Genomic DNA, 23,997 nt, shown 5'->3' on the forward strand with positions numbered 1-23,997 from the left:
ACCAAGAGTCCATACCAACCTCTTTTTTACCCTGGCTGCAGACGTTATGCCTGAAAAAGGCATAGTATTTTTAGATCAAGTAGTAATTTTGCATTAATAAGTTTATAAACGCTGCCTTTTAATAAAGCCAGCCGCCTGTTACAGCACCTTGGGTTGGCAAATCTAAAAACCGTCCAGTACCGGAGCCAGTTTTATGTCAAAAAAAGTTTATTGTATCGCCCAGTTTTTACCTAAAGCCGGCCAGGAGCAGGCGCTGTTTCAGGTATTACAAAGCCTGGAAGCCAATACGCTCAGGGAAGATGGTTGTTTGCAATACCGGGTGACGCGGCAGATCAGCAGCCCTTTTGCTGAAGGCAAAAGTTTTCCATTGGTGTTTAATGAGATCTGGGCCGATTTAGCCAGCTTTGAAGCGCACTGCCAGCGTCGCGAAATTCAGACCTTCTTCAGCCGTTATTGTCTGGCTGAAAATGGTCTGGCTGAGGATTGGAATGTTTGTATTTATTCTGATGAACCCGTAGGTTATGACGCGCCAGAGTTCAAGCACGAAGCATGACGCCAGGTGCCTGAATCAAAGCAGTGACAAGCGCTTAATAAAACCAGCCCAGCCACTGCTGATAAAGCGGAATGCCAACCAGCACATTAACCGGGAAGGTAATACCAAGGGCGGCCAGCATTGCAAGGCCAATATTGGCGCTGGGAATAGCTGCTTTAATGGCTGCAGGCGCGGCAATATATGAGGCGCTGGCGCATAAAGTGGCCAGCACCAAAGCGCTGCCAAGTGGTAACTGCAGCGCCAAAGCCGCCAGAATACCAACCCATGCCAGCACAAAAGGCGCTGTGGCGGCAAAGGCCAGCAAACGCCAGTGTTGCAGTGGCAAGGGTGAACACACCCGTGCTGTACATAGCCCCATTTCCAGTAAAAACATCGCCAGCATGGTTTTAAAACCACCAAGCAGCACCGGCGACAGTGGTGCCAACCCTTCAGGACCATAAAGCACACCTATCAGCACACCACCGCCTAACAATAGCACCCCACGGCTGGTTAATGACTCGCGCAAAATGCCGCCGGCACTGCCTTTGCCGGTTAAACGCCGGTGTAACCATAACATCATCACAATGGCCGGCAGCTCTAGCAGCACCAGATACAAGGTAGTTTCCGCATTGAGCGGTAAGCCTGCCTTTTCCGTTAAGGCCAGCACCACGGCAAAGGTACCGGCACTGACAGATCCATAATGGGCAGCGACACTGACAGAGTCATCCTGATTGAGCCTGACCAGACTTCTGAGCACCGGATAACACAACAAGGGTAAAATAAAACCTAAAGCGGCAATAGTGAGAAGTTCCGGCACTATCTGAGCGGACAACTGACCATGTAATGCCAGCCCGCCTTTAAGGCCAAGCACCAGCATTAATAAAATCGACAAGGTTTCATAAATCGACTGCGGTACTTTTAAGTCCGACTTTAACAACCCGGCCACCAGGCCCAGGGCAAAAAATGCAATCACAATATCCGGCACTGTACACTCCTGTATTTTCTTAAGCTTTACCCTGTCGCTTTGCCAATGATCCCAAAGCACAGATTATAAAAAGTTCGCGTGAAGCTAACTGTTGAACAGAGCATAAAAGTCTGGTTTTGCGGTGCTCTGTTACCGGCTGGTGATTTTGCCCTTATTTGGGTATATTGAATAATTAAATTTAAACGACATACACATAGATAATCATCAATGGATATACGGCATCTCACTTTTCGTTTGCTCCAGGTGTATGTGCAGGTGGTGCGGCTGGGTTCAGTTTCTGCTGCAGCCCGGGCGCTGCATCTGACCCAACCGACAGTGTCATTACAGCTGAAAAAACTCAGTGGGGAAATTGGCGCACCTTTGTTTGAACTGCGCCAGCAACAGCTGCAGCCTACCCATGTTGGCCAGCAGCTGTATCAGGCCGCCTGTGATGTGCTGGGGCGTTTTGACGATTTTTCGCTGAGTCTGTCCGAGGCGGAACAAGGCACCAGCGGGCATTTAAGTTTGGGTATTGTCACCACGGCCAGTTACGTGATGCCACAAATACTGGGCGGTTTTTACCGGCAGTTCCCCAATATTAAAGTGACGCTGAATGTGGCAAACCGCGCTCAGATGTTAGCAAGGTTTGAGCAGCAACTTGATGATTTATATGTGTTTAGTCACCCACCTATCGGTCACACAGTGCAGGCCGCACGCATACTGAAAAACCCGTTAAGTCTGATAGCTCCGGGCAACCATCCGCTTTGCAGCACAACCACCCCTCTGACAATCAACCAGCTGCGCCAATACAGATTTTTATTGCGTGAGCCTGGCTCTGCCACCCGGCTGATGTTTGAATCCTGGCTCAGCAGTCAGGGGATTGAGCTTGGTGATACCATGCAAATTGAAAACAATGAAGCTATCAGGCTTGGCGTGGCCGCTGGTTTGGGGCTTGCCGTTGTATCGGCGCATAGTTTACCGCGCCATCACAACGACAATATCATAGTGCTTGACGTAGCTGGATTTCCGCTGGATGGTCACTGGTATCTGGTAAGGCGTAAAGACCGGCGGCTGCCCCAGACCGGCGAACAGCTGGTACGTTTTATCAGCCGCCATCTTGGCGACTGTGTTGATCCCGGCTGGATTGTCAGCGGCATTGAACAACTGGGCACGGCCCTTGGCGCACAGCCGGCATGAACAGCTGAATAACGGCGGGTCAACTCGCGCGGCGCCATAAAACTCGGCTGGTGTTCAGCCCTTCAGCTTGCCGCCATTTTGTTAGTTGCTGTCCCGCCTTACTAAAGCTGATGAAAGCCAGATGACCTAAGATCCAAAAAGGGTGGACTGTCGGTTAACTTAGTTTCGACTCATTCCCGTCTTAACTATACCTTTAGCTTTGCCACATCCGGCGCAGCCCGATATTGTTTTGATTGTTTCTCTGGCAAAATGCCTGCACTTTATTGCGATTTTGCTGCCCGCCCTGGCACGGATCTTCGCTCTCCCACTTTGACCTTGCATTTATCAGGTACAGGAACACTTATGATTGATTTACGCAGCGATACTGTCACCCGTCCAACTGCGCTGATGCGCGAGCTGATGGCTAAAGCAGAAGTGGGTGATGATGTTTTTGGTGACGATCCCAGTGTTAACCAACTGCAGGCCTATGCAGCTGAGCTGCTGGACTTTGAAGCGGCGCTTTTTGCACCCAGCGGCACCATGACCAACTTAATAGCGCTGATGAGTCACTGTCAGCGCGGTGATGAGGCCATAGTGGGTCAGAACTGGCACACCTATAAATGGGAAGGCGGTGGCATGGCGGTGCTGGGCTCTATTCAGCCACAACCTCTGCCCCATCAGCCGGATGGTTCTATTGCTCTGGCCGACATCGCCGGGGCTATTAAACCGGACGATCCACATTTCGCCCGCACCCGACTCATAGTGGTGGAAAACACCACTGGCGGTCAGGTGTTGTCAGTTGAATATATGCAGCAGCTAAGGCAACTGGCACAGCAACAGGGCCTTGCCTGTCATATTGACGGCGCCCGTATTTTTAATGCTGCCACTGCCCTTGCCGCCAAAGACGGTTCAGATGTTTACCAAAAGGCTCGGCAGCTGGTGGCAGGTTATGATTCGGTCTCGGTCTGTTTATCCAAAGGCCTGGGTGCGCCAGTTGGCTCTTTGTTATTGGGCAGTGCCGACTTTATCAAGAAAGCAGTGCGTGTTCGTAAAATGTTGGGCGGTGGCATGCGTCAGGCCGGCATTCTGGCTGCAGCCGGTTTATATGCTCTGCAGCATCAGGTCCGGCGCCTGACTGAGGATCACGACAATGCCACTTTGCTGCAACAAGGCTTATGTGCACAAGCGGCGCACTATGGCCTGACAGAGCTGTTTGTACCAGCGCCTGTGCAAAGTAATATTCTGTTTTGTGATTTGGCAGCAGATTTTGCGGCCTTTTATCAGCAACAATTGCAACAACAAGGTATTCTGTGCACCGGCGGCAGTTATCAGGCCGCTCAGGGGCCAAGGGTCCGGCTGAGGTTCGTCACCCACCTGGATATCAGCAGGCAATATATTGAGCAGGTGCTGGCAGCCAGTCAGCATGCGTTGCAGCTCTGGTGTAAACAGCAATAAGTCTTTGGGAAACAATCTGTTTCCGCCCATGCTGCTGAGTTTATGCTGATCTTTTGGTAGGGTCAGCTGGCTCTTCTGAACTGGCCTGGTGTTTTGTCGGCCTTGCCGCTTTAACAGCTTTTGTGAATTAAGGTATTTATGCTGCGTTTTTTTGAAAAACTGACCGAACCTTTTCCGGCGGCAGAGCCCGCTCAGCCACCCCATGGCCTCTGGGCGTTTTGCCGGCATTATAGTCAGGGTATGGTGTTGCCACTGTTAGTTATGGCCTCTTTAACGGCGTTATTGGCCATGCTGGAGGTGTCGTTATTTGGTTTTATGGGACAGCTGGTTGACTGGCTGATAGAAAAAGACCCGGCCACTTTGTGGCAAACTGAAAAAGACACCTTGATCCGGATGGGCTTGTTAACCGCTGTTGGCATCCCGCTTTTGGTGTTATTGCACTCTGCGGTGATCCACCAGATGATCCTGGGTAATTTCCCGATGGCCATCCGCTGGCAGGCACACCGTTATTTGCTCAAACAAAGTGTCAGTTTTTATCAGAATGATTTTGCCGGCCGTATCGCCACCAAAGTGATGCAAACCGCGCTTGCCGTGCGTGAAACAGCCACCAAATTGCTCGATGTGATGGTGTATGTGCTGGTGTACTTTGGCTCTATGTTGTATCTGGTGGCGGATGCTGATTTTCGTTTGGTGTCTCCACTGTTGTTGTGGCTGTTGTGTTATATCGGCCTGAATATCTATTTTGTACCGCGGTTAAAAGCTGTTGCCAGCCGTCAGGCCGATGCCCGCTCTGAAATGACAGGTCGTATCGTCGACAGCTACACCAATATCAACACCATCAAGCTGTTTTCCCATACCAGCCGGGAAGCAGATTACGCCAAAGACAGCATGACGCAGTTTCTGGTGCCCGTGTATCAACAAATGCGCCTGGTGACCTGGCTCACCTTCTCGGTACAAAGCCTGAATTACCTGCTGGTGTTTGCCGTTGGCAGTATGTCGATTTGGTTATGGACTGAACAGGCTGTCACTATTGGTTCTATTGCTATTGCCGTCAGTCTGTCGTTGCGTTTAAACGGTATGTCGCAGTGGATCATGTGGGAAGTCAGTAGCCTATTTGAAAATATCGGCACTGTGGCCGACGGCATGAATACCCTGGCCCAGCCACAGCAGGTGCAGGATGTCGCTGATGCCAAAGCGCTAGCAGTTCAGGGCGGTGCTATTGAGTTTCGCGATTTAACCTTTAACTACAGCAAAGCTGTCAGCGCGCAAAAAGCCGCTGTGCTTAATCAGCTGAACCTGGTGATCAAACCCGGTGAAAAAGTTGGTTTAGTGGGCCGCTCCGGCGCTGGTAAATCAACGCTGGTGAACCTGTTATTGCGCTTTTACGATCTGGAGCAAGGCAAAATTCTGATTGATGGTCAGGATATCAGTCAGGTGCAGCAGGAAAGTTTAAGAGCCCAGATTGCCATGGTGACGCAGGATACTTCGTTGTTGCACCGCTCTGTGCGCGACAACATTTTGTATGGCAAACCTTCTGCCACTGAAACTGAATTATTGACGGCAGTGCGCGCTGCAGAAGCTGACTTGTTTATCAATGATTTAACCGATCCAAAAGGCAACACTGGACTGGATGCCCAGGTTGGCGAGCGTGGTGTTAAATTGTCCGGTGGTCAGCGTCAGCGTATTGCCATAGCCCGGGTGCTGTTAAAAAATGCCCCTATTTTAATTCTGGATGAAGCCACCTCTGCGCTCGATTCTGAAGTGGAAGCTGCTATTCAGCAAAGTCTGAATACACTGATGGCCGGTAAAACTGTGATTGCCATTGCCCACCGGCTTTCGACCATAGCAGCGATGGACAGGCTGATAGTGCTGGATCAGGGGCGGATTGTGGAGCAAGGCAGCCATCAGCAGCTGATAGCTCAGGGCGGTATTTATGCGCAGTTATGGGCACATCAGACCGGTGGTTTTATCGGGCTGGATTAGTGTTTATGCTTTTACTATTTTGCAATAACAAAGCTCTGAAGACAGTCTTGTTCATGTTCAGAGGCAAAAATGAGGCTTTTTAAAGCTATGCCCTTTACTTAATTGGGGAGGCATTGCAGTTTATCAGATAAGGTTTTTAAGCGCGGGAAAGCAAAGTGCGGCGAATGATGTTGGATATGGAGTAAGGTTAAACTAGCCCCATCTGGACTGCCTTTTGAAAAAGCCACCTCCTATGGAGGTGGCTTTTTTACCTATGACATCACAGCGTTTTTATCACGCCTGAGCTAAGGTCTGCGCCAGATAATCATCATAAGAGCCAACAAAGTTACGGGTATCTTTGTCGGTAATTTCGATAATACGGGTCGCCAGAGAAGATACAAATTCACGGTCGTGGCTGACAAAAATCAGTGTGCCTTTGTAAAGCTCCAGCGCCATATTTAACGACTCAATAGATTCCATATCCAGGTGGTTGGTTGGTTCGTCCATCACCAGGATATTGGGTCTTTGTAACATCAGTTTGCCAAATAACATCCGGCCTTTTTCACCACCGGATAATACTTTGACTTTTTTCTTGATGTCGTCCTGCGAGAACAACAAGCGACCTAAAATACCGCGTACCGCCTGCTCATCGTCTGATGGCTGTTTATGCTGCGCCATCCAGTCAAATACGGTCATGTCTTCAGAAAATTCGTATTCGTGATCCTGAGCGTAATAACCGATGTTGCAGTTTTCTGACCATTTAACTGTGCCTGCTTCCGGCGTTAAATCACCAACAAGACATTTTAACAAGGTCGATTTACCAATACCGTTGGTCCCCAGAATCGCCACCTTTTCGCCTACTTCGATATTCAGGCTCAGGTTTTTTAATAAATGCAGATCGCCAAAACTCTTGTTTAAACCTTCAACTTCCAGCGCCATCCGGTACAGCTGCTTTTGCTGTTCAAAACGGATAAATGGGTTCACCCGGCTGGATGCTTTGACTTCATCGAGCTGAATTTTTTCAATTTGTTTGGCACGGGATGTCGCCTGACGCGCTTTAGAGGCGTTGGCAGAAAAGCGACTGACGAAAGTTTGCAGCTCGGCAATTTGGGCTTTTTTCTTGGCATTGTCGGCCAATAAACGTTCGCGGGCCTGGGTGGCGGCAAACATATAATCATCATAGTTGCCTGGATATACCCGCAGCTCGCCGTAGTCTAAATCGGCCATATGGGTACAGACCGAGTTTAAAAAGTGACGGTCGTGCGAAATAATAATCATGGTGCAGTTACGCTCAGACAACACATCTTCCAGCCAGTGGATGGTGTGAATGTCTAAGTTGTTGGTCGGTTCGTCCAGTAACATAATGTCCGGATTGGCAAACAGCACCTGCGCCAGTAACACCCGCAGTTTCCAGCCTGGCGCCACGGCCGACATAGGGCCAAAATGCTGCTCCAGCGGAATACCAACACCTAATAACAGCTCACCGGCACGGGATTCGGCGGTGTAACCGTCCATTTCACCAAAAGCCACTTCTAAGTCGGCCACTATCATGCCGTCTTCTTCGCTCATTTCCGGGCTGGAATAAATACGGTCGCGTTCAGCTTTCACCTGCCACAGTTCGGCATGGCCCATGATCACAGTGTCAATCACACTGTATTGTTCAAAAGCAAACTGGTCCTGATGCAGCTTGGCAACACGCATATTTGGCTCAACCATCACGTTACCGGCACTGGGTTCAAGCTCGCGGCTTAAAATCTTCATAAAAGTAGATTTGCCGCAACCGTTGGCGCCAATCAGGCCATAACGGTTACCTGAACCAAACTTGATGGAGATGTTTTCAAACAGCGGCTTAGCGCCAAATTGCATAGTAATATTTGCGGTAGCTATCACGGATTATTTCGCCTGGCTTTGGTGCTGAGGTACAAACTGCAGCGTGGTAAAAATGGCTTGGGTTGAACAATTCAACCCTACAGATGCCCTTAAAAAAGGCGCGCCACTATACGCTTTTTGGCCAGAAATTACAAAACAATAGCGACTGTTAAGGCTAAAATTCATCCAATTGTCATCAGTTGCACTTATCTACACACCCAGCCTGATAACAAGCGCCTGCCCACCCCGTCACCAGAGCCGGTAAAAGCTCAGCATCGCCGCCTCAGGCCAGTTTACGACCCACCGCAATAGCCGCAACAACAAAGACCGCCAGCGCCCACTCAAGTGCGGAAATACTTTCACCAAGCCAGAGCGCGGCGGCACTAAAGGCTAAAAATGGGGTGAGCAGCTGCAGCTGACTGATTTGCGCCACCCCGCCCATCGCCAGGCCTTTATACCAGGCGAAAAAACCTAAAAACATACTAAACACCGACAAATAGGCAAAACCAAACCAGCCCTGCATACTGACATCCAGTTGCTCCGGTCTGGTGTACCAGCACAGGGGCAGCAAAATAGGCAAGGACAATACCAAGGCCCAGCAGATCACCTGCCAGCTGCCCATCTGCCGCGCTAATAAAGCGCCCTTCGCATAACTTAAACCACAACAAAAACAAGCCAATAACAACCAAAGATCACCAGATGCCAGACTGCCCTGTGCTTGCCCGGCCGCGTACACCATGACGGCTGCTGTGCCGGCCAGAGCCGACAGCCAAAAGCCGGCTCTGGGCCATTGGCCGCTGAGCCAGGCACCAAAAATAGCGGTAAAAAGCGGCATCATGCTGCTGACCAGAGTGCCGTGACTGGCATCCACCGTTTGCATGGCAATGGCCGATAACACCGGATACGCAAATACAGCGCCAAAAGCCACGATCATCAACCCCTGCCAGTGTTGGCGTTTGGGCATTGGCTGTTTTAGCACCAGCAATAACAACAAACTTAATAATGCGGCCACCAGTGCCCGGCCTGAGCCAACAAAAATGGAAGGCATTTCAGCGACCGCCAGTTTGGTGGCCGGAATACCACCGGAGAACATCAGCACGCCGAGCATGCCCCAGGCCAGCCCCTGCCAATATTGCCGGCGCGCCAATAACAGATTGCCGCTTTCTGCCCCGATATTCAGCGCTGTGGCCTGCACTCTATCTACTTTTTCCATGATCTGCTCCCGCACTGGTTCAGTTACAAGTGGTGTAAGTCATTAAAAGACTGTTGCGGCGTTAAAACCTGCCACTGCAAAGCGACACAAAAAAAGCAAAACAGCAGGGGCGCAACATCGCTTTACAACACCACCAGAGCCGCTACTATAAAATACAAAAGAACCAGACAATCAGGACAGTTGCGAGCAATTCAGCCAAACTGTATAGGAATAATAACCATGACAATTCAACTGCAGCTGGACAAAAGCAGTAACGAACCCTGGTCAAAACAATTATTGCAACAGGCGCAAAACGCTATCAGCACCGGGCTTTGGCCTGCAGGGATGAAACTGCCTTCTATTCGTCAGTTGGCAACCAGTCTTGAGGTCAGTAAGTTCACAGTGGCAGAGCTATATGAAAGGCTGGCAGCCCAGTCGCTGGTGGTCAGCCGCCCCGGTAGCGGCGTTTATGTAGCCAAAAGCCAGCCGGTGGCCTTGTTGTCTGAAGCCCAGGCCGGCCAAAGTTTATTGGCTGATGAAGTAGCGTTGATGCGCCAGACTTTGCAACGTGAGTCGGCCGTGATCAAACCTGCAGCAGGTTGGTTAACACCGGAATGGCTGCCCACAGATGCAATTCGTCAGGCCATGCGTGAAGTGGCGCGCCAGCCGCAGTCCCTCACTGATTATGGTCCGGCCCAGGGCAATATTGCGCTGCGCCGTTATCTGGCAGAACATCTGGCTAAACTGAATATTCCAACCGAGCCGCAACAAATTTTATTAACCTCCAGCGCCACCCATGCACTGGATTTATGTTTACGGCTGTATTTAAAACCCGGTGATGCTGTGCTGGTGGATGACCCTGGCTTTTACAACTTTTTTGCCATGCTCAGGCTGCACCATTTAAAGGTGGTGCCGCTGCCACGGCAGAAAGATGGGCCGGATCTACAGGCCATGACGGCGCTGCTGCAAACACATCAGCCTAGGGCCTATGTCACCAACTCTGTACTGTCCAACCCAGTGGGCACCTGTGTCAGCCCACAGAAGGCTTTTGCTGTGCTGGAGCTTTTGAAAGAGCATCAGTGCCTACTGATAGAAGATGATATTTATGCCGATTTTGAACAGCACAGCAGTTTGCGTTATTCCAGTTTGACCGGGCTTCGCAGCGGCATTTACCTTGGCAGTTTATCTAAAACCATCTCGGCGGATTTGCGGGTGGGTTATATCGTAGCAAGTCCCGAACAAATTGCTTCGTTAACTGACTTAAAACTGATCACCGGCAGTTCCAGCTCACAAACAGTCGAACGTATTGTGTATCAGATCCTGACCGGTGGTGCTTACCGGCGCCATCTGGAGTCGCTGCGCAAAAAGCTGCAGGACGCCATGACTCAGGTCAGCCGTAAATTTGCCCAGCGTGGATTCAGGACCTGGCATCAGCCCGATGGCGGTTATTTATTATGGCTGATGCTGCCAGCGGGCGTCAGCGCCAAAGCACTGACCGAACTTCTGGAACGTCAGCATATAATTCTGGCGCCAGGCAGTCATTTTAGCCTGCAGCCGGATGCGGACAATTTTATGCGGGTGAACGTCACCCAGTGCCTCAATACCAAACTCTGGCCGGCACTGGATACTGCTTTAGCCATGATCGCAGTAACACAAGAGCCAGACCAAAAGCTAAGGCTGCCAAGATCATCTGATGGCAACTAGCTTCGTATTGTTCTTTGGCATGATGCCGTAGCGGGCAAATCTGTTATTTATGATCGCGATTTATCTGCGCAACAGCGAGTTTTACAACAATCCAAATTGGTTCAGCCGTTTAACGCAAATTTTATAATGACGTTGATTTCATAAACAAAAACTACCGCGTTCGGCTTACCCCTTCCAAATATGCAAATAATCCGTAGGACGCTGCCAGACACAATCGATTTTCGATAAAGAACCGGGTTGAAGCGGATGTCGGTTAATCGCAAAAGAACCTGGACGATTTACAGAGCTTTTCTGTACGTTTTGCAAGAAGACAATAGCTGCATCAACAAAAACCTCTGCATACAGTGTGTGTCAAGTTGACATTGCTGAGGGAGCTCGCATAAAAAACACAAACTAACCTATTAAAAATAAAAGACAATTAAGAGTTCAATTGTAAGGTTCAAACTTTGGTTTTTTCCTTTATTTGCGCCACAGGACAGTGTATTCGTCGATAAGTTCACTAAAAAAGTTGACCTTTATAAAAATATACATTTACTATCAGCCGCGGCATCTTCGAAACATGCTGCAATCTGTTATCACACAGGATACAGATGAAATACAAATAAGTTCCATAAAATGGACTGGTCCAGGAGAAAACAATGCATAACCCGAATAAAATAACAAAAGCCGTTCGCCTCGCGCTGGTGTTCGGTACCGCCGCTACGGCGATGACCTTTGCGTCCTCTGCTGCAGCACAAGAAGCTGCTGCAAAAGACGGTGCTGAAAAAGTTGAACGTGTACAGGTAACAGGTTCGCGTATTAAGCGTACCGATATCGAAGGCGCAAGCCCGGTTTCAGTTTTCTCTATGGACGACATTGCAAAAACCGGTGCTGTCACAGTGACTGAATTCCTGCAAACTAACGCCGCCGCCGGTGGTTTTAACGAATCACAGTCGTTAAGCCAGGCTAAAGGTGCAGCTTCTGTTGGTATCAAAAACCTAAGCAGCGAATATACGTTAGTGCTGTTAAACGGTCGTCGTATTCCGAAAAACACCCTGGGCGGTGTTTTTACAGATATCAACCAATTGCCTATGGCTGCTGTTGAACGTATCGAAGTACTGAGTGATGGTGCATCAGCTATTTACGGTTCTGACGCCGTAGCAGGTGTAATTAACATCATCACCAAAAAAGACTTCGATGGTTTCCAACTGTCAGGTCAAACCGGTATGGGTGTTGAAAACCACGATGGTAAAGAAAATCGCGTATCTATCGTAGCCGGTTTAAACACTGACAAAACCAACTTATTATTCACTGCTGAACATTTCAGCCGTGAAAAAATCCTGCAATCTACCCGTAACATCGGTAACACTGCCGTATTGTTAGGTGCGGATGGCAAGCCAATCCCAGGTGGTGAAGGTCGCAGCCCATCAGGTACGCCAGGTTACACGCTGTTCTCTGGTAGTAAAGTGCCAGGTGTAGGTACAGGTAACTATGTATGGGGTGATTGCCCAGCAGATCGCGTGAACGCATCTAAACAGTGTTTATTTGACGTAGCTCCGTTGTACTTCGTAACACCAGACACTGACCGTCAGTCGATTTATACTCAGTTGACCCATCAACTGAACGACGATTTAACTATCAATGGTCAGTTCCGTTACCAACGTGTTTATGTTGAGAACTCAAACGGTGCTGCACCTGGTGCAGTTACACTGGCAGGTAAAACATCAACAGGCACAGTAAAACCATCAAAGTATGTAGTTGATCATATCCAGAACGATATTTTCAAGAATGACCCGGTTAAAGCTGCTGCTTTATTAGCTGAACTGGAAGCTGGTACTTCAACCATGACTGTGGTTCGCCGTTTCCTGGATTTCGGTAACCGTAATTCAGACGTCACCAACTCAACTTTTGAAGCTGTAACAGGATTTGACTATGCCATTAACGATGATTTCTCGTTAACTGGTGATATTGGTTTCTCTCGCCTGACTAACGCCAACGTGGGTACCACTGGTAACCTGATCAGTTCAACCACCAACGCTGCATTCCAAAGCGGTGCACTGAACCCGTTTGTGGTAAACGACTGTACCTCCGCTGCTTTAAAAGCAGTGTGTGACCCATTAAATGCAAAAATCCACCGTACAGCAAATTATGAAGTAGGCTTTGGTTCGACTGTATTGTCTGGTTTGTTGCCATTTGACATTGGTGCAGGCCCTGTAGGTGTTGCAGTAGGTTTAGATGCGCGCAACGAGCGTTATGTTGACGTATCTGATCCAGCATCAAACCGCGGTGAAGTCTTAGGCGGCGCCAGCTCAAACGGTGGCGGTAACTACAGCAACAAAGCAGGTTTTGTTGAATTCTCTATCCCGGTACTGGATAACCTGGAATTAACTGCTGCTGGTCGTCATGATATGGCTGACTGGGGCTTATCTGATGATGAACAGTCAACTTACGCCTTTAAAGCAACTTACCGTTTAATGGACAACCTGATGTTCCGTGCATCAACAGGTTCTGGTTTTAAAGCGCCTAACCTGGGTAACCTGTTCACAGGTACCAGTAGCGGTGTAACTCGTGCTATCGACACCAAACTCTGTAACGCAGCCGTTGCTGCTGGTCAGAACCGTGATACTGCAACTGATTGTTTGATCAAAGAGTTAAACTCTCGCGGCGGTGGTAACCCAGAACTGACTGCAGAACGTTCTAAATCAACAACTGTGGGTGTAGTGTACGAGCCAATCGACAAACTGTCGTTCTCTCTGGACTACTGGAATGTAAATATTACTAACATTATCGGTTCTTTAGGTATTCAGGAAATCCTGAACGAAGAAGCTGCCGGTCGTTTAACTGAGTTAGTAAACCGCGCTCCAAACGGCACAGTAAATGACAGCTTACGTGAGGGTTATGTAAAAACAAACTTACAAAACTTAAACGAAGCTGAGTACGAAGGTCTGATCCTGGATATGGAAGACACTTCAAATGTTGGTTTTGGCTCTTTAAAATCTACTCTGCGCGCTGAGTACAGCCTGAAAGAAATGGGTCAGGCATCAAAAACTCAGCCTCTGTGTGACGGCACAGATACTGGAGGCCAACTGCGCTTCAACGGTGCATTCCAACTGGATATCGAAGAGTACAGTGTGGCATTAGCTTACCGCTTTATGGAAGGTTATGACCTGTACCTGAGCCGTGATACTGCAGCAAAAACCTGTAACCTGGTTGGTTTAACTGGTACACAGCGTAATGCACAAGGTAACTACACCAACTTCGGTGCTCCATTGAAAGTAGGTTCTTATACTGAGTTTGCATTAAGCGGTACTTATAACTACACATCAGATACTAAGTTTGTGGTTGGTATCCGTAACCTGTTAGACCGCGATCCACCGCGCAGCCTGTGGAACAACTGGCCGTTCTACAACCAAAGCCGTTTCTCTAACATTGGCCGTACTGCCTATGTTGGTTTTGACGTGAAGTTCTAATCTGGACTAAAAAGTAAAAAGGGAAACTTAGGTTTCCCTTTTTTTTAACTTAAATCTAATGACCTAATTATTAAGTGCATTACCACCCTCGCCTTTGCCTTCTGTTTATTTCCCATAACTGTATGATCCGCGCCAGGTAAACCTTTGTTACATCTTTTTGCTGTTATTGAGTTGTGAAATATCGTCTAATCCCCGTATCTAGAGTTATTTGATATTGATTTAAAAAGACAAAATAATCATCGGAGGATCTATGTTTTTTAAAACACTGTGTATGGTGTTGGCTGCGCTGGCCTTTAATGCAAAGGCAAACGTTACCGAATGGATAGACTTTAAGTTTAATGGCGGCGCCATACAGGTTCCGGTAAAAATTGCAGGGGTTGATGCCACGGCAACCATCGACAGCAAGGCTAAAACCAATTATCTTTCTGACGATTTTGCAGCAAAACACCAGGATAAATTCAAAAAAACCGGCGTGATATTGTTTAAAGACCAATTTGGCGAGCGTAATGTGTCAGTGTTTCAGGATGTAAAAGTTCATATTTTTGGCGCTGACTTACCTTTTTCCGACATTATCGCCCAACCCAATCCTTTTGCTGATTTGACCTTAGGTATTCCGTTTTTCCGTCAGAATATTATTCAGATTGACTTCCCGAACAAAAGGCTGCGCCTTATCAGTCGCGATAAACTGGATATGAAAAAAATTGCCAATATGGAAATGCGTCCTGAAGTAAATTCCAAAGCACAAAGTGTGGTCGGTCAACAATCCATCAAGAAAAATGACGAAAGTAACAGAGCAGTGAAAGTAACAGTGAACGGCAAGGAAAAATGGCTGACTCTGGATACAACAGCACCAGCTGGCGTTACGATGTCACGCGAAGCCGCTATCAAAGAAAAGTTGCTGGACCAAACCTATGCCGGTGATTTAACTGCACTGCAACAAAACTTTACCAGTCCAGCGGATTTATATTCGCTGAGCAGCCTGAAAGTAGGCCCTTTTGAACTGGAAAATGTGTTGTTGGCAGTTGAACCTGAAGGTGGCAAACGTTTAATTGCACCTGTATTACGTCAGGCCAAAACAGGTACTTTGATTAGCCGCGAAGTGCTGCCAGATGGAGTGTTAGGGCTTGAAGTGTTGCAGCATTTTGTTGTCACAGTTGATTACACCAGTAGCATGATAAATCTGAGTGTTGAATAACAACACCTGCAGTAGCCGGATGCTAGTAAAAAGATACCCCGCAATGCGGGGTATCTTTTTTGCAGTTATTGCTGCAACATATTTTATCGTGTTACATCAGCCTTTCGCTTTAGCAACTGCATCCAGACAGAGGTCGGTAATACGTTGCCAGTCACCTGAGGCAATAGCGTCATCCGGTACTATCCAGGAGCCGCCGACACAACGTACATTGGGCAGCGCCAGATATTCCAGGAAGTTCTTTTCGTTAATGCCGCCGGTCGGGCAAAAACGGATATCCGAAAATGGGCCATGAATCGACTTTAAAGTTTTCACGCCGCCTGCAGCTTCTGCCGGGAAAAATTTAAAATGGGTATAACCTAAACCTGTGCCTTCCATCAGCTCGGAAATAGAAGCAATACCCGGAATAAGCGGAATAGGTGCTTCTTTACCTGCCGCCAGCAATTCGCGGGTCAACCCCGGGCTTATCGCAAATTTAGCACCAGCTTCAATCACTTTATGCAGTTGCTCCGGTGTGGTCACGGTGCCGGCACCGACAATAGCATCCGGTACTTCTTTGGCAAGCAAAGCAATAGCTTCCAGTGCAACAGGGGTACGTAAAGTTACTTCCAGTACTTTAATACCACCGGCTAATAAAGCTTTGGCCAGAGGTACAGCTGTGGCGAGATCTTTAATCACAATAACCGGTACTACAGGTCCTTGTGCAAACAGGGTGTCAGGTTGTAATTGCCAATTTTGAAAAGACATAAGCTTAACTCGCCAGAATTTGTTTTAAGTAGACAGCGCAGCCCAGCAAACCTGGTTGCTCTGCAGTGACGACATAAGTGGCAATACGCCGGTTAAAGTCGGTAAAACGGCCTTTTGCTTCAAAACGTGAACGGAACTCGCTTTGCTCCAGCAAAGGTAATAACTTGGGCACTATGCCACCGGCCACATAGACACCGCCAAAGGTACTGAGCGTCAGCGCTAAATCACCGGCCAGTGCGCCTAAACTGGCAAAAAACTGCGCTATCACCGCAGAGCACAGCTCATTACTGCCATTGAGGGCATGGCTGCTGATGTCAGCGGCGGACATCGGCTCGACGGTTAAACCACGGTAAGCCGCAATGGCCAGATACAAACTTTCAATGCCAGGGCCGGATAACAACCGCTCTGGCGACACATGGCCATAATGTGCAGCAAGATAACGCTGGATAAACCACTCTTGTTCGTTTTGTGCTGTCCAGTCGGTATGACCACCTTCACCCGGCAGCGGAATATAACCATGGGCAGTCGGAATTAAATGCCCAACGCCAAGGCCGGTGCCTGCGCCAAGCACAGCCATGAGTTTGGTGGCATCACTGTCCCCTGCACCAAACTTAATTTTTTCATTGTCTTTTAAAGCCGGCAGCGACATAGCCACAGCGGTAAAGTCGTTTAATACAATAAATTCAGCAAGTTCCAGTTCAGCTTTAATCTGGCTTATCGAGAACTGCCAGTGAAAATTGGTCATTTTCACCAGATCGCCATTGACCGGACACGCAATGGCCACAGCCACATGAGCGATATCGTTCAGCTGCTGTGTGCTGCGGTAATAACTTAACGCCAGCGTCAGACTGGCAAAATCCGCGCAGGGATACACCACCACATGGTCAAGTTCCAGAGTAGACAGGTTCACCCGGCTAAAACGGGCGTTGGTGCCGCCAATATCAGCGACTATGGCAAAATTAACCATGCAGATGTTCCTCAGTAGTAAAGAGGCTGCAAGCGCCCTGCTCTGCGCCTGTCAGCACGGTACGCAGGCCACCGAAAATCTCCCGGCCCATACCGTAATAACTGTCCGACATATCACGGGTGGCAAATTCACGTTTGGCCAGCTCTTCGTCTGACACCAACAGCTGCAATACACCGGTTTCACCATCAACCAGCATCATATCGCCGGTCTGAATTTTGGCGATCATGCCACCTTCAATGGCTTCAGGCGTCACATGAATAGCAGCCGGCACCTTGCCTGATGCACCCGACATCCGGCCATCTGTCACCAGCGCCACGTGATACCCACGGTCCTGTAACACCCCAAGCGGTGGCGTCAGTTTATGCAGCTCTGGCATACCACAGGCTTTTGGCCCCTGGAAACGCACCACGACCACACAATCTTTATCAAGCTCGCCAGCTTTAAAAGCAGCGTCCAGTTCGTGCTGACTGGAGAACACCACAGCCGGGCCTTTCACCACTTCTGTGCCAGGACGCAAAGCCGAGGTTTTAATCACACCACGGCCAACATTGCCCGACAGTACCTGCAAACCACCATGATCTTTAAAGGGTTTGGCGGCAGAGGTTAATACTGTTTCATCAGAAGACGCTGTTGGGCCATCCACCCATACCAGCTGACCATCCTGTAATACCGGCACCTGGGTGTAACGGCGCAGGCCAAAACCTGCCACTGTGTTGACGTCTTCATGCAACAAACCGGCGTCCAGTAACTCTTTCATCAGATACGCCATACCACCGGCTTGCTGGAAGTGGTTGATATCGGCCTGACCATTTGGATAAATTTTGGTAAGCAGCGGCGTGGCGTTGGACAAATCGGCAAAGTCGTCCCAGTTCACAATAAAACCGGCAGAACGCGCCACGGCTACTAAGTGCATGGTGTGGTTGGTCGAGCCGCCTGTTGCCAGCAAACCGACAATACCATTCACTACGGCTTTGGCATCCACAATATGACCAATCGGCATATAGTCGGCGCCTAAATCTGTTAAACGGGTGACCTGACGGGCCGCCGCTTTGGTCAACTCGTCACGCAGTGGTGTACCAGGATTGACAAAAGACGAGCCTGGCAAATGCAGCCCCATCATTTCTACCACCAGCTGATTAGAGTTGGCAGTACCATAAAAGGTACAGGTGCCGGCACTGTGGTAAGAGGCTGATTCAGATTCCAGCAGCTCTTCTTTGCCGACTTTGCCTTCAGCAAACAGCTGACGCACTCTGGCTTTTTCTTTATTTGGAATACCGGATGGCATTGGACCTGCCGGTACAAACACAAAAGGTAGATGACCAAAACTTAATGCCGCCATTAATAAACCCGGCACAATTTTGTCGCAAATGCCAAGCATTAAACCGCCATCAAACATATTGTGTGACAGGCCCACTGCAGCTGACATGGCAATAATGTCGCGGCTTAATAAGCTCAGCTCCATGCCTGGCTGGCCCTGGGTGACACCATCACACATGGCAGGCACACCACCGGCAAATTGCGCAACTGAACCAACTTCGGCCACCGCTTTTTTAATCAGCGCCGGATAGGTTTCATAGGGCTGATGCGCCGATAACATATCGTTGTAACTGGAAATAATACCGATATTGGCTTTGGTCAGACTGCGTAAATCCGCTTTTTCCTGCTTGTTACAAGCGGCAAAACCATGTGCCAGATTGCCACAAGCCAGGGCGCCCCGATGTGGGCCTTTGGCTCGGGCCTGTTCAATTCTGCTCAGATAAATTGCCCGTGATTTTTCACTGCGGGCGATGATCCTGTCTGTAACTTGCTGGATAACCGGATGCATGTTGACCTCTACTTGGCTGCAAACATCACTGATATTTGAGGATCAGTGTGGTGTAAAAAGGCACGGATTGGCATCGCCAATTCGTCGTGGCTGGCCATCGCTTGTTCCAGCACTTTGAGCTTGGACTCGCCCACCAGGTGCAAAAACAAAAAACGGCTGTTCAGTAATCTTGTTTTACTCAAAGAAATACGCTGATAAGGTGCTGTTGCCGGATTCACCGCCAACAGTGCCGGTGCATCAGCGGCCATACCGGCCTGCACTTCCTGACTGCATGGGAATAACGAAGCGGTATGACCATCTTCGCCCATGCCCAGGATCACGGCATCAAAAGTAGGTAAATCCGCAACTCTTTTTAAAAGCTCCGGCACTGCCAGTTCAGCTTTATCAAAAGGCGCGTACAAACTGATAAAAGCGGCTTGAGCAGCTTTGTGTTGCAACAAACTGGCCTTCACCAGTCGCTCATTACTGTCGGCTTCGCTGTCTGGCAAAAATCTGTCATCAGCCAAAGTAATAGTCACTTTTGACCAGTCGATATCAGCCTGACTTAACTTTTGAAACAGCGCCTGAGGTGTACGACCACCGGACACCACTAAATACGCCCGACCCCGCTTGGCAATAGCGTCGGACAAAATGTCAGTAAGGCGTTTGGCAAATGTTTGATTCAGCTCATCTGAGCTTGTAAAAGTATTCAGCTGCATCTTATTCGTCCCAGTTTCTGTCATCGCGGGCTAATAATGAGATAGCAGCAACAGGGCCCCAGGTTCCGGCCTGATAAGATTTTGGTGGTTCGTTATTGACACGCCAGGCGTCCAGAATTCCGTCCACCCATTTCCAGGCTTGTTCCACTTCATCACGGCGCACAAAGAGGTATTGATTGCCAAGCATAGCTTCGAGCAACAAACGCTCGTAAGCATCGGCAATCCGCTGGGCTTTAAAGGTTTCGTCAAAACTTAAATCCAGCTTGCTTTGTTGCAACTGCATGGTTTCGCCAAGGCCAGGAATTTTATTCATGATCTGAATTTCCACGCCTTCGTCCGGCTGCAAACGGATAATGAGTTTATTGGCCGGCAGCTGTTTATAAGTTTCATGGAAAATATTGTGTGGCTGAGGTTTAAAACAAATCACCACTTCTGACACTTTATTTGGCATCCGTTTACCGGTACGCAGGTAAAACGGCACACCGGCCCAGCGCCAGTTGTCGATATCCACTTTAATAGCGACAAAAGTTTCGGTTTTGCTGTTCGGTCTGGCGTCTTCTTCTTCCAGATAACCAGGCACGGCTTTGCCGCCAACAAAACCAGCGCTGTATTGCCCGCGCACCGTTTTTTCCTGCACGTTTTGCAAGTTAATTGGCCGTAGCGCTTTTAAGACCTTTAATTTTTCGTCGCGGATACTGTCAGCATCCAGACTGGCAGGTGGTTCCATCGCAATTAAAGACAGCACCTGTAATAAGTGGTTTTGCACCATGTCACGCATTTGACCAGCATCATCGTAATAACCCCAGCGCCCTTCCACACCTACTTCTTCGGCCACGGAAATCTGCACATGGTCAATGGCGTTGTGGTCCCAGTTTGAGGCAAAAATGGCATTGGCAAAACGCAACGCCAACAGGTTCAGGACTGTTTCTTTACCAAGGTAATGGTCAATGCGGTAAATCTGCGATTCTTTAAAATACTTCGCCACTTCGTCATTAATCACTTTGGACGACTCAAGGCAATGACCAATGGGTTTTTCCAGCACTACGCGGGATGGTTGTTTAGATAAACCGGCTGAATCCAGGCCTTTACAGATATTGCCAAATAACGAAGGCGCAGTGGCAAAATAACTGACCGGAATGCGGTTTTTAATGTCGGTCACGGCTTTTAACTTGATGTAATCCTGCTCTTGCGACAAATCAATTTGTACATATTGCAGTTTGGCTTTTAACCGCGCCCAAACCTCAGGCACCAGCGGCTCTTTTACAAATTTCTGTAAGTTAGTTTCAACAACTTCAATATAAGCATCCAGCGTCAGCGCGTCGCGGGCAACACCGGTGATCCGGCTGTCTGCATGTAAAAGTCCTGCCATTTCCAGCTGATACAAAGCAGGTAAAAGTTTACGACGGGCTAAATCTCCTTTGGTGCCGAACAGAATAAGATCACAGGCTTTATTCGAGTGTGCTGCTGTTGTCATGCGCTGACCCTTGATTAGATGTAATTTTACAACACTTAACCGCATACTAGCGAAGTGTCTGGCGGTTGTAAACCGGATAAGCTGTAATTTAATTACAACTTCCTTAAAGTTTTGACGTAGCCTATATCTTAAGGCAGTCTTTACGATGTATCATTAAATTCGTTGTAAGTTTATCACTTTTGTTGTTACTGCCCCGGTTGGGCTACAAAATTAATTACAAAATCAATCCAGGGCCGCCAGGGTCTGTGTCAGAGCAGGAAATATCGGATGAATGTGCTGGAAAAAATCGTAAATAGTGTCAACAGCTTCAGTAAATCAGAGCGTAAAGTTGCAGATGTCATTCTGGCCAATCCGCAAACCACTATTCATAGCAGTATTGCGGCTTTGGCTAAAATGGCCGATGTGTCTGAACCTACCGTCAACCGCTTTTGCCGCCGGCTGGATACCAAAGGTTTTCCGGATTTTAAACTGCATCTGGCACAAAGCCTTGCCAACGGTACGCCTTATGTAAACCGTCATGTTGAAGAAGACGACGGCCCTGAGGCTTACACTGCCAAAATTTTTGAATCAACGATGGCAGCCTTGGATGCTGCGCGCCAAAACGTTGATATTAATACGATTAACCGTGCTGTGGATGTGTTAACCCAGGCGAAAAAGATCTCCTTTTTTGGCCTGGGAGCATCCGCTTCGGTTGCCCATGATGCCCAGAACAAATTTTTCCGTTTTAATGTGCCAGTGGTATGTTTTGACGACATCGTGATGCAGCGTATGAGCGCTATTAATAGCAGCGAAGGTGATGTAGTGGTGTGTATTTCCCACACTGGCCGCACCAAAAACCTTTGTGATATTGCCGCTATCGCACGCGAGAACGACGCCACTGTGATAGGCATTACCGCTTATGACAGCCCGCTTGCCAAAGAATGTACTTTAGTGTTGTCGCTGGATGTTCCGGAAGACACTGATATGTATATGCCTATGGCGTCACGCGTAGCGCAGCTGGTGCTGATTGATATTCTGGCCACAGGTTTTACCTTACGCCGCGGCACAAAATTCCGTGAAAACTTAAAGAAAGTAAAAGACAGTTTGCGCGGTTCCCGTTTTGAAAAGAAAGATTTTTAACCGGTTGCTGGCGCAGGCAACTGCGCCTACCTGTAAGTTTTCTCCAAATTCACGCTATATTCTGTAATTAAATTACATTACACTGTCAGCATCACCGCCAGGCTCCACTGGCGGGCATGCACATCAACAGGCAGGAGCAGCAAATGCCAAGAAGAACCAAAATAGTTGCCACTTTAGGCCCGGCCACCAATACCCAGGCCGCCATTGAAAAACTGATCCTGGTAGGCGCCACCGTCTTTCGTTTTAACTTTTCGCACGGCAGTGCCGATGATCATATTCAGCGTGCACAGATGGTTCGTGCCGCTGCAGCCGCCACCAACGCCCATGTTGCCATCTTAGGTGACTTACAAGGCCCGAAAATCCGTGTTTCTACCTTTAAAAACGGCAGTGTTGAGCTGAACGAAGGTCAGGACTTTGTGCTGGACGCTGAACTTGGCAAAGGTTTGGGTGATGAAACTCAGGTTGGTATCGACTATAAAGAACTGCCGGGTGACGTCCGCCCTGCCGACGTGTTGTTATTAGACGACGGCCGTATTCAGCTGATTGTTGAAAAAGTACAAGGCAGCCGTATTCTGACCAAAGTATCTGTTGCTGGTAAGTTATCCAACAACAAAGGTATTAACAGGTTAGGTGGTGGTTTGTCGGCACCGGCTCTCACCGATAAAGACAAAGCAGATATAGCGCTGGCGTCAAAAATTGACGTGGATTACCTGGCAGTATCTTTCCCGCGTTGTGGTGATGATTTGCGTCTGGCACGCCAGCTGGCGCGTGATGCCGGCTCAGAAGCTTTAATCGTCTCTAAAGTAGAACGCGCTGAGGCTGTGGCTGATGACGCTACTTTGGACGACATTATCCGCGCCTCTGATGCTGTGATGGTGGCCCGTGGTGATTTGGGTGTAGAAATTGGTGACGCCGAGCTGGTTGGCCAGCAAAAACGTATTATCGCCCGCTCCCGTCAGCTGAACCGTGTGGTGATCACCGCCACTCAGATGATGGAATCGATGATTGAAAGCCCGATGCCAACGCGTGCTGAAGTAATGGACGTGGCCAACGCTGTGTTAGATGGTACTGACGCTGTGATGTTATCGGCAGAAACTGCGGCCGGTAAATATCCAACTGAAACCGTAAAAGCCATGGGCCGGGTTTGTGATGGTGCGGAAAAACATCCAAAAGTGTTGTCATCCAAACACCGGATGGACGTTACTTTTACTGAAATCAGCGAAACTATTGCGCTGTCGGCCATGTATGCCGCCAATCATTTAGATGGCATCAAGGCCATTATTGCGTTAACTGAGTCTGGTTACACCGCCAAGCTGATGTCGCGTATCACGTCAGCGCACGCTATTTACGCCTTATCCCGCCATGTAAAAACGCTGAATAAAATGGCACTTTACCGTGGTGTTTACCCGGTGTTTTTTGACAGCCACGGCATCAGTAACGATCACCTGGCCGATGATGCAGTTGCCGCCGTGAAAAAAGCAGCGGGCTTAAAAACCGGTGATCTGGTGATTTTAACCCATGGCGATGTAATGGAAACCGTAGGTGCTTCCAACACCTGTAAAATTGTCACCGTTAAATAACAGTCAATATTGATAATAAAAAACCACCGCTTGCGGTTAATGCCAGTCAGTTAAGCTGACTGGCATTATTTTTTGTGCGGATATTTACCCGG

General features: G+C 48.7%; 17 protein-coding genes. 9 read left to right on the forward strand and 8 right to left on the reverse strand.

Annotated features, from left to right (window positions below; all coding sequences use genetic code 11):
- Positions 1-193 precede the first annotated feature (193 nt).
- Positions 194-553, forward strand: a complete 360-nt coding sequence (locus tag V7P87_RS12755) for a putative quinol monooxygenase (RefSeq protein WP_333797765.1) — start codon at positions 194-196, stop codon at positions 551-553.
- Between the two features lie 34 nt (positions 554-587).
- On the opposite strand, the gene V7P87_RS12760 is transcribed toward V7P87_RS12755, so the two are convergent.
- Positions 588-1,517: a sodium-dependent bicarbonate transport family permease gene (locus V7P87_RS12760; RefSeq protein WP_333797766.1), complete on the reverse strand. Its 930-nt coding sequence runs from the start codon at positions 1,515-1,517 to the stop codon at positions 588-590.
- Between the two features lie 207 nt (positions 1,518-1,724).
- Between V7P87_RS12760 and V7P87_RS12765 the strand changes: the two genes are divergently transcribed.
- The 3 genes from V7P87_RS12765 (at position 1,725) to V7P87_RS12775 (ending at position 6,110) form a co-directional block, all read left to right on the forward strand.
- On the forward strand, positions 1,725-2,693 hold the full coding sequence (locus tag V7P87_RS12765; protein ID WP_333797767.1) for a LysR family transcriptional regulator: 969 nt from the start codon (positions 1,725-1,727) through the stop codon (positions 2,691-2,693).
- Between the two features lie 342 nt (positions 2,694-3,035).
- Complete coding sequence (gene ltaE / locus V7P87_RS12770; RefSeq protein ID WP_333797768.1) at positions 3,036-4,127, forward strand: low-specificity L-threonine aldolase; 1,092 nt, start codon at positions 3,036-3,038, stop codon at positions 4,125-4,127.
- A gap of 138 nt (positions 4,128-4,265) precedes the next feature.
- Positions 4,266-6,110 carry an ABC transporter ATP-binding protein gene (locus V7P87_RS12775; protein ID WP_333797769.1) on the forward strand — a complete coding sequence of 615 codons (1,845 nt, stop codon included), beginning with the start codon at positions 4,266-4,268 and terminating at the stop codon, positions 6,108-6,110.
- Positions 6,111-6,383: 273 nt separating this feature from the next.
- On the opposite strand, the gene V7P87_RS12780 is transcribed toward V7P87_RS12775, so the two are convergent.
- The gene (locus V7P87_RS12780) at positions 6,384-7,979 is read right to left on the reverse strand and encodes an ABC-F family ATPase (protein WP_333797770.1); all 1,596 of its coding nucleotides are present in this window, start codon (positions 7,977-7,979) and stop codon (positions 6,384-6,386) included.
- Positions 7,980-8,241: 262 nt separating this feature from the next.
- Positions 8,242-9,171 (reverse strand): DMT family transporter, encoded by a 930-nt coding sequence (locus V7P87_RS12785; protein ID WP_333797771.1) that lies wholly within the window; start codon positions 9,169-9,171, stop codon positions 8,242-8,244.
- Between the two features lie 219 nt (positions 9,172-9,390).
- Between V7P87_RS12785 and V7P87_RS12790 the strand changes: the two genes are divergently transcribed.
- The 3 genes from V7P87_RS12790 (at position 9,391) to V7P87_RS12800 (ending at position 15,498) form a co-directional block, all read left to right on the forward strand.
- Positions 9,391-10,854 (forward strand): aminotransferase-like domain-containing protein, encoded by a 1,464-nt coding sequence (locus tag V7P87_RS12790; RefSeq protein ID WP_333797772.1) that lies wholly within the window; start codon positions 9,391-9,393, stop codon positions 10,852-10,854.
- A gap of 638 nt (positions 10,855-11,492) precedes the next feature.
- A complete protein-coding gene (locus V7P87_RS12795) occupies positions 11,493-14,303 on the forward strand; it encodes a TonB-dependent receptor domain-containing protein (RefSeq protein WP_333797773.1) in 2,811 nt (936 codons plus the stop codon).
- Positions 14,304-14,553: 250 nt separating this feature from the next.
- Positions 14,554-15,498 (forward strand): retropepsin-like aspartic protease, encoded by a 945-nt coding sequence (locus V7P87_RS12800; protein WP_333797774.1) that lies wholly within the window; start codon positions 14,554-14,556, stop codon positions 15,496-15,498.
- Positions 15,499-15,594: 96 nt separating this feature from the next.
- On the opposite strand, the gene V7P87_RS12805 is transcribed toward V7P87_RS12800, so the two are convergent.
- From V7P87_RS12805 to zwf, 5 genes are read right to left on the reverse strand one after another with little or no spacing between them, the layout of a single operon-like run.
- Positions 15,595-16,242 (reverse strand): bifunctional 4-hydroxy-2-oxoglutarate aldolase/2-dehydro-3-deoxy-phosphogluconate aldolase, encoded by a 648-nt coding sequence (locus V7P87_RS12805; protein ID WP_333797775.1) that lies wholly within the window; start codon positions 16,240-16,242, stop codon positions 15,595-15,597.
- Positions 16,243-16,246: 4 nt separating this feature from the next.
- Entirely contained in the window at positions 16,247-17,209 is a 963-nt protein-coding gene (glk, locus tag V7P87_RS12810; RefSeq protein WP_333797776.1) for a glucokinase, read from the reverse strand.
- Positions 17,202-19,034: a phosphogluconate dehydratase gene (gene edd / locus V7P87_RS12815; RefSeq protein WP_296298731.1), complete on the reverse strand. Its 1,833-nt coding sequence runs from the start codon at positions 19,032-19,034 to the stop codon at positions 17,202-17,204. Before edd ends, glk begins: the two co-directional genes overlap by 8 nt.
- Positions 19,035-19,042: 8 nt before the next feature.
- Positions 19,043-19,732, reverse strand: a complete 690-nt coding sequence (gene pgl, locus V7P87_RS12820; RefSeq protein WP_296298734.1) for a 6-phosphogluconolactonase — start codon at positions 19,730-19,732, stop codon at positions 19,043-19,045.
- A 1-nt stretch (position 19,733) separates the two neighbouring features.
- Positions 19,734-21,206: a glucose-6-phosphate dehydrogenase gene (gene zwf / locus V7P87_RS12825; protein WP_333797777.1), complete on the reverse strand. Its 1,473-nt coding sequence runs from the start codon at positions 21,204-21,206 to the stop codon at positions 19,734-19,736.
- A gap of 267 nt (positions 21,207-21,473) precedes the next feature.
- Here zwf and V7P87_RS12830 point away from each other — a divergent pair, with 267 nt between their 5' ends.
- Positions 21,474-22,325, forward strand: coding sequence for a MurR/RpiR family transcriptional regulator (locus V7P87_RS12830; protein ID WP_260656440.1), 852 nt, complete (start codon positions 21,474-21,476; stop codon positions 22,323-22,325).
- A gap of 143 nt (positions 22,326-22,468) precedes the next feature.
- Complete coding sequence (gene pyk / locus V7P87_RS12835; RefSeq protein WP_333797778.1) at positions 22,469-23,905, forward strand: pyruvate kinase; 1,437 nt, start codon at positions 22,469-22,471, stop codon at positions 23,903-23,905.
- The last annotated feature ends 92 nt before the right edge of the window (positions 23,906-23,997 follow it).

The organism is Rheinheimera sp. (assembly GCF_036782235.1).
Classification (GTDB): Bacteria; Pseudomonadota; Gammaproteobacteria; order Enterobacterales; family Alteromonadaceae; genus Pararheinheimera.

Coding starts and splice junctions, on each gene's coding strand:
- pyk (WP_333797778.1), top strand. CDS start 22,469: ATGCCAAGAAGAACCAAAATAGTTGCCACTTTAGGCCCGGCCACCAAT.
- edd (WP_296298731.1), bottom strand. CDS start 19,034: ATGCATCCGGTTATCCAGCAAGTTACAGACAGGATCATCGCCCGCAGT.
- glk (WP_333797776.1), bottom strand. CDS start 17,209: ATGGTTAATTTTGCCATAGTCGCTGATATTGGCGGCACCAACGCCCGT.
- zwf (WP_333797777.1), bottom strand. CDS start 21,206: ATGACAACAGCAGCACACTCGAATAAAGCCTGTGATCTTATTCTGTTC.
- V7P87_RS12755 (WP_333797765.1), top strand. CDS start 194: ATGTCAAAAAAAGTTTATTGTATCGCCCAGTTTTTACCTAAAGCCGGC.
- V7P87_RS12775 (WP_333797769.1), top strand. CDS start 4,266: ATGCTGCGTTTTTTTGAAAAACTGACCGAACCTTTTCCGGCGGCAGAG.
- V7P87_RS12765 (WP_333797767.1), top strand. CDS start 1,725: ATGGATATACGGCATCTCACTTTTCGTTTGCTCCAGGTGTATGTGCAG.
- V7P87_RS12795 (WP_333797773.1), top strand. CDS start 11,493: ATGCATAACCCGAATAAAATAACAAAAGCCGTTCGCCTCGCGCTGGTG.
- V7P87_RS12785 (WP_333797771.1), bottom strand. CDS start 9,171: ATGGAAAAAGTAGATAGAGTGCAGGCCACAGCGCTGAATATCGGGGCA.
- V7P87_RS12790 (WP_333797772.1), top strand. CDS start 9,391: ATGACAATTCAACTGCAGCTGGACAAAAGCAGTAACGAACCCTGGTCA.
- V7P87_RS12805 (WP_333797775.1), bottom strand. CDS start 16,242: ATGTCTTTTCAAAATTGGCAATTACAACCTGACACCCTGTTTGCACAA.
- V7P87_RS12800 (WP_333797774.1), top strand. CDS start 14,554: ATGTTTTTTAAAACACTGTGTATGGTGTTGGCTGCGCTGGCCTTTAAT.
- V7P87_RS12830 (WP_260656440.1), top strand. CDS start 21,474: ATGAATGTGCTGGAAAAAATCGTAAATAGTGTCAACAGCTTCAGTAAA.
- pgl (WP_296298734.1), bottom strand. CDS start 19,732: ATGCAGCTGAATACTTTTACAAGCTCAGATGAGCTGAATCAAACATTT.
- ltaE (WP_333797768.1), top strand. CDS start 3,036: ATGATTGATTTACGCAGCGATACTGTCACCCGTCCAACTGCGCTGATG.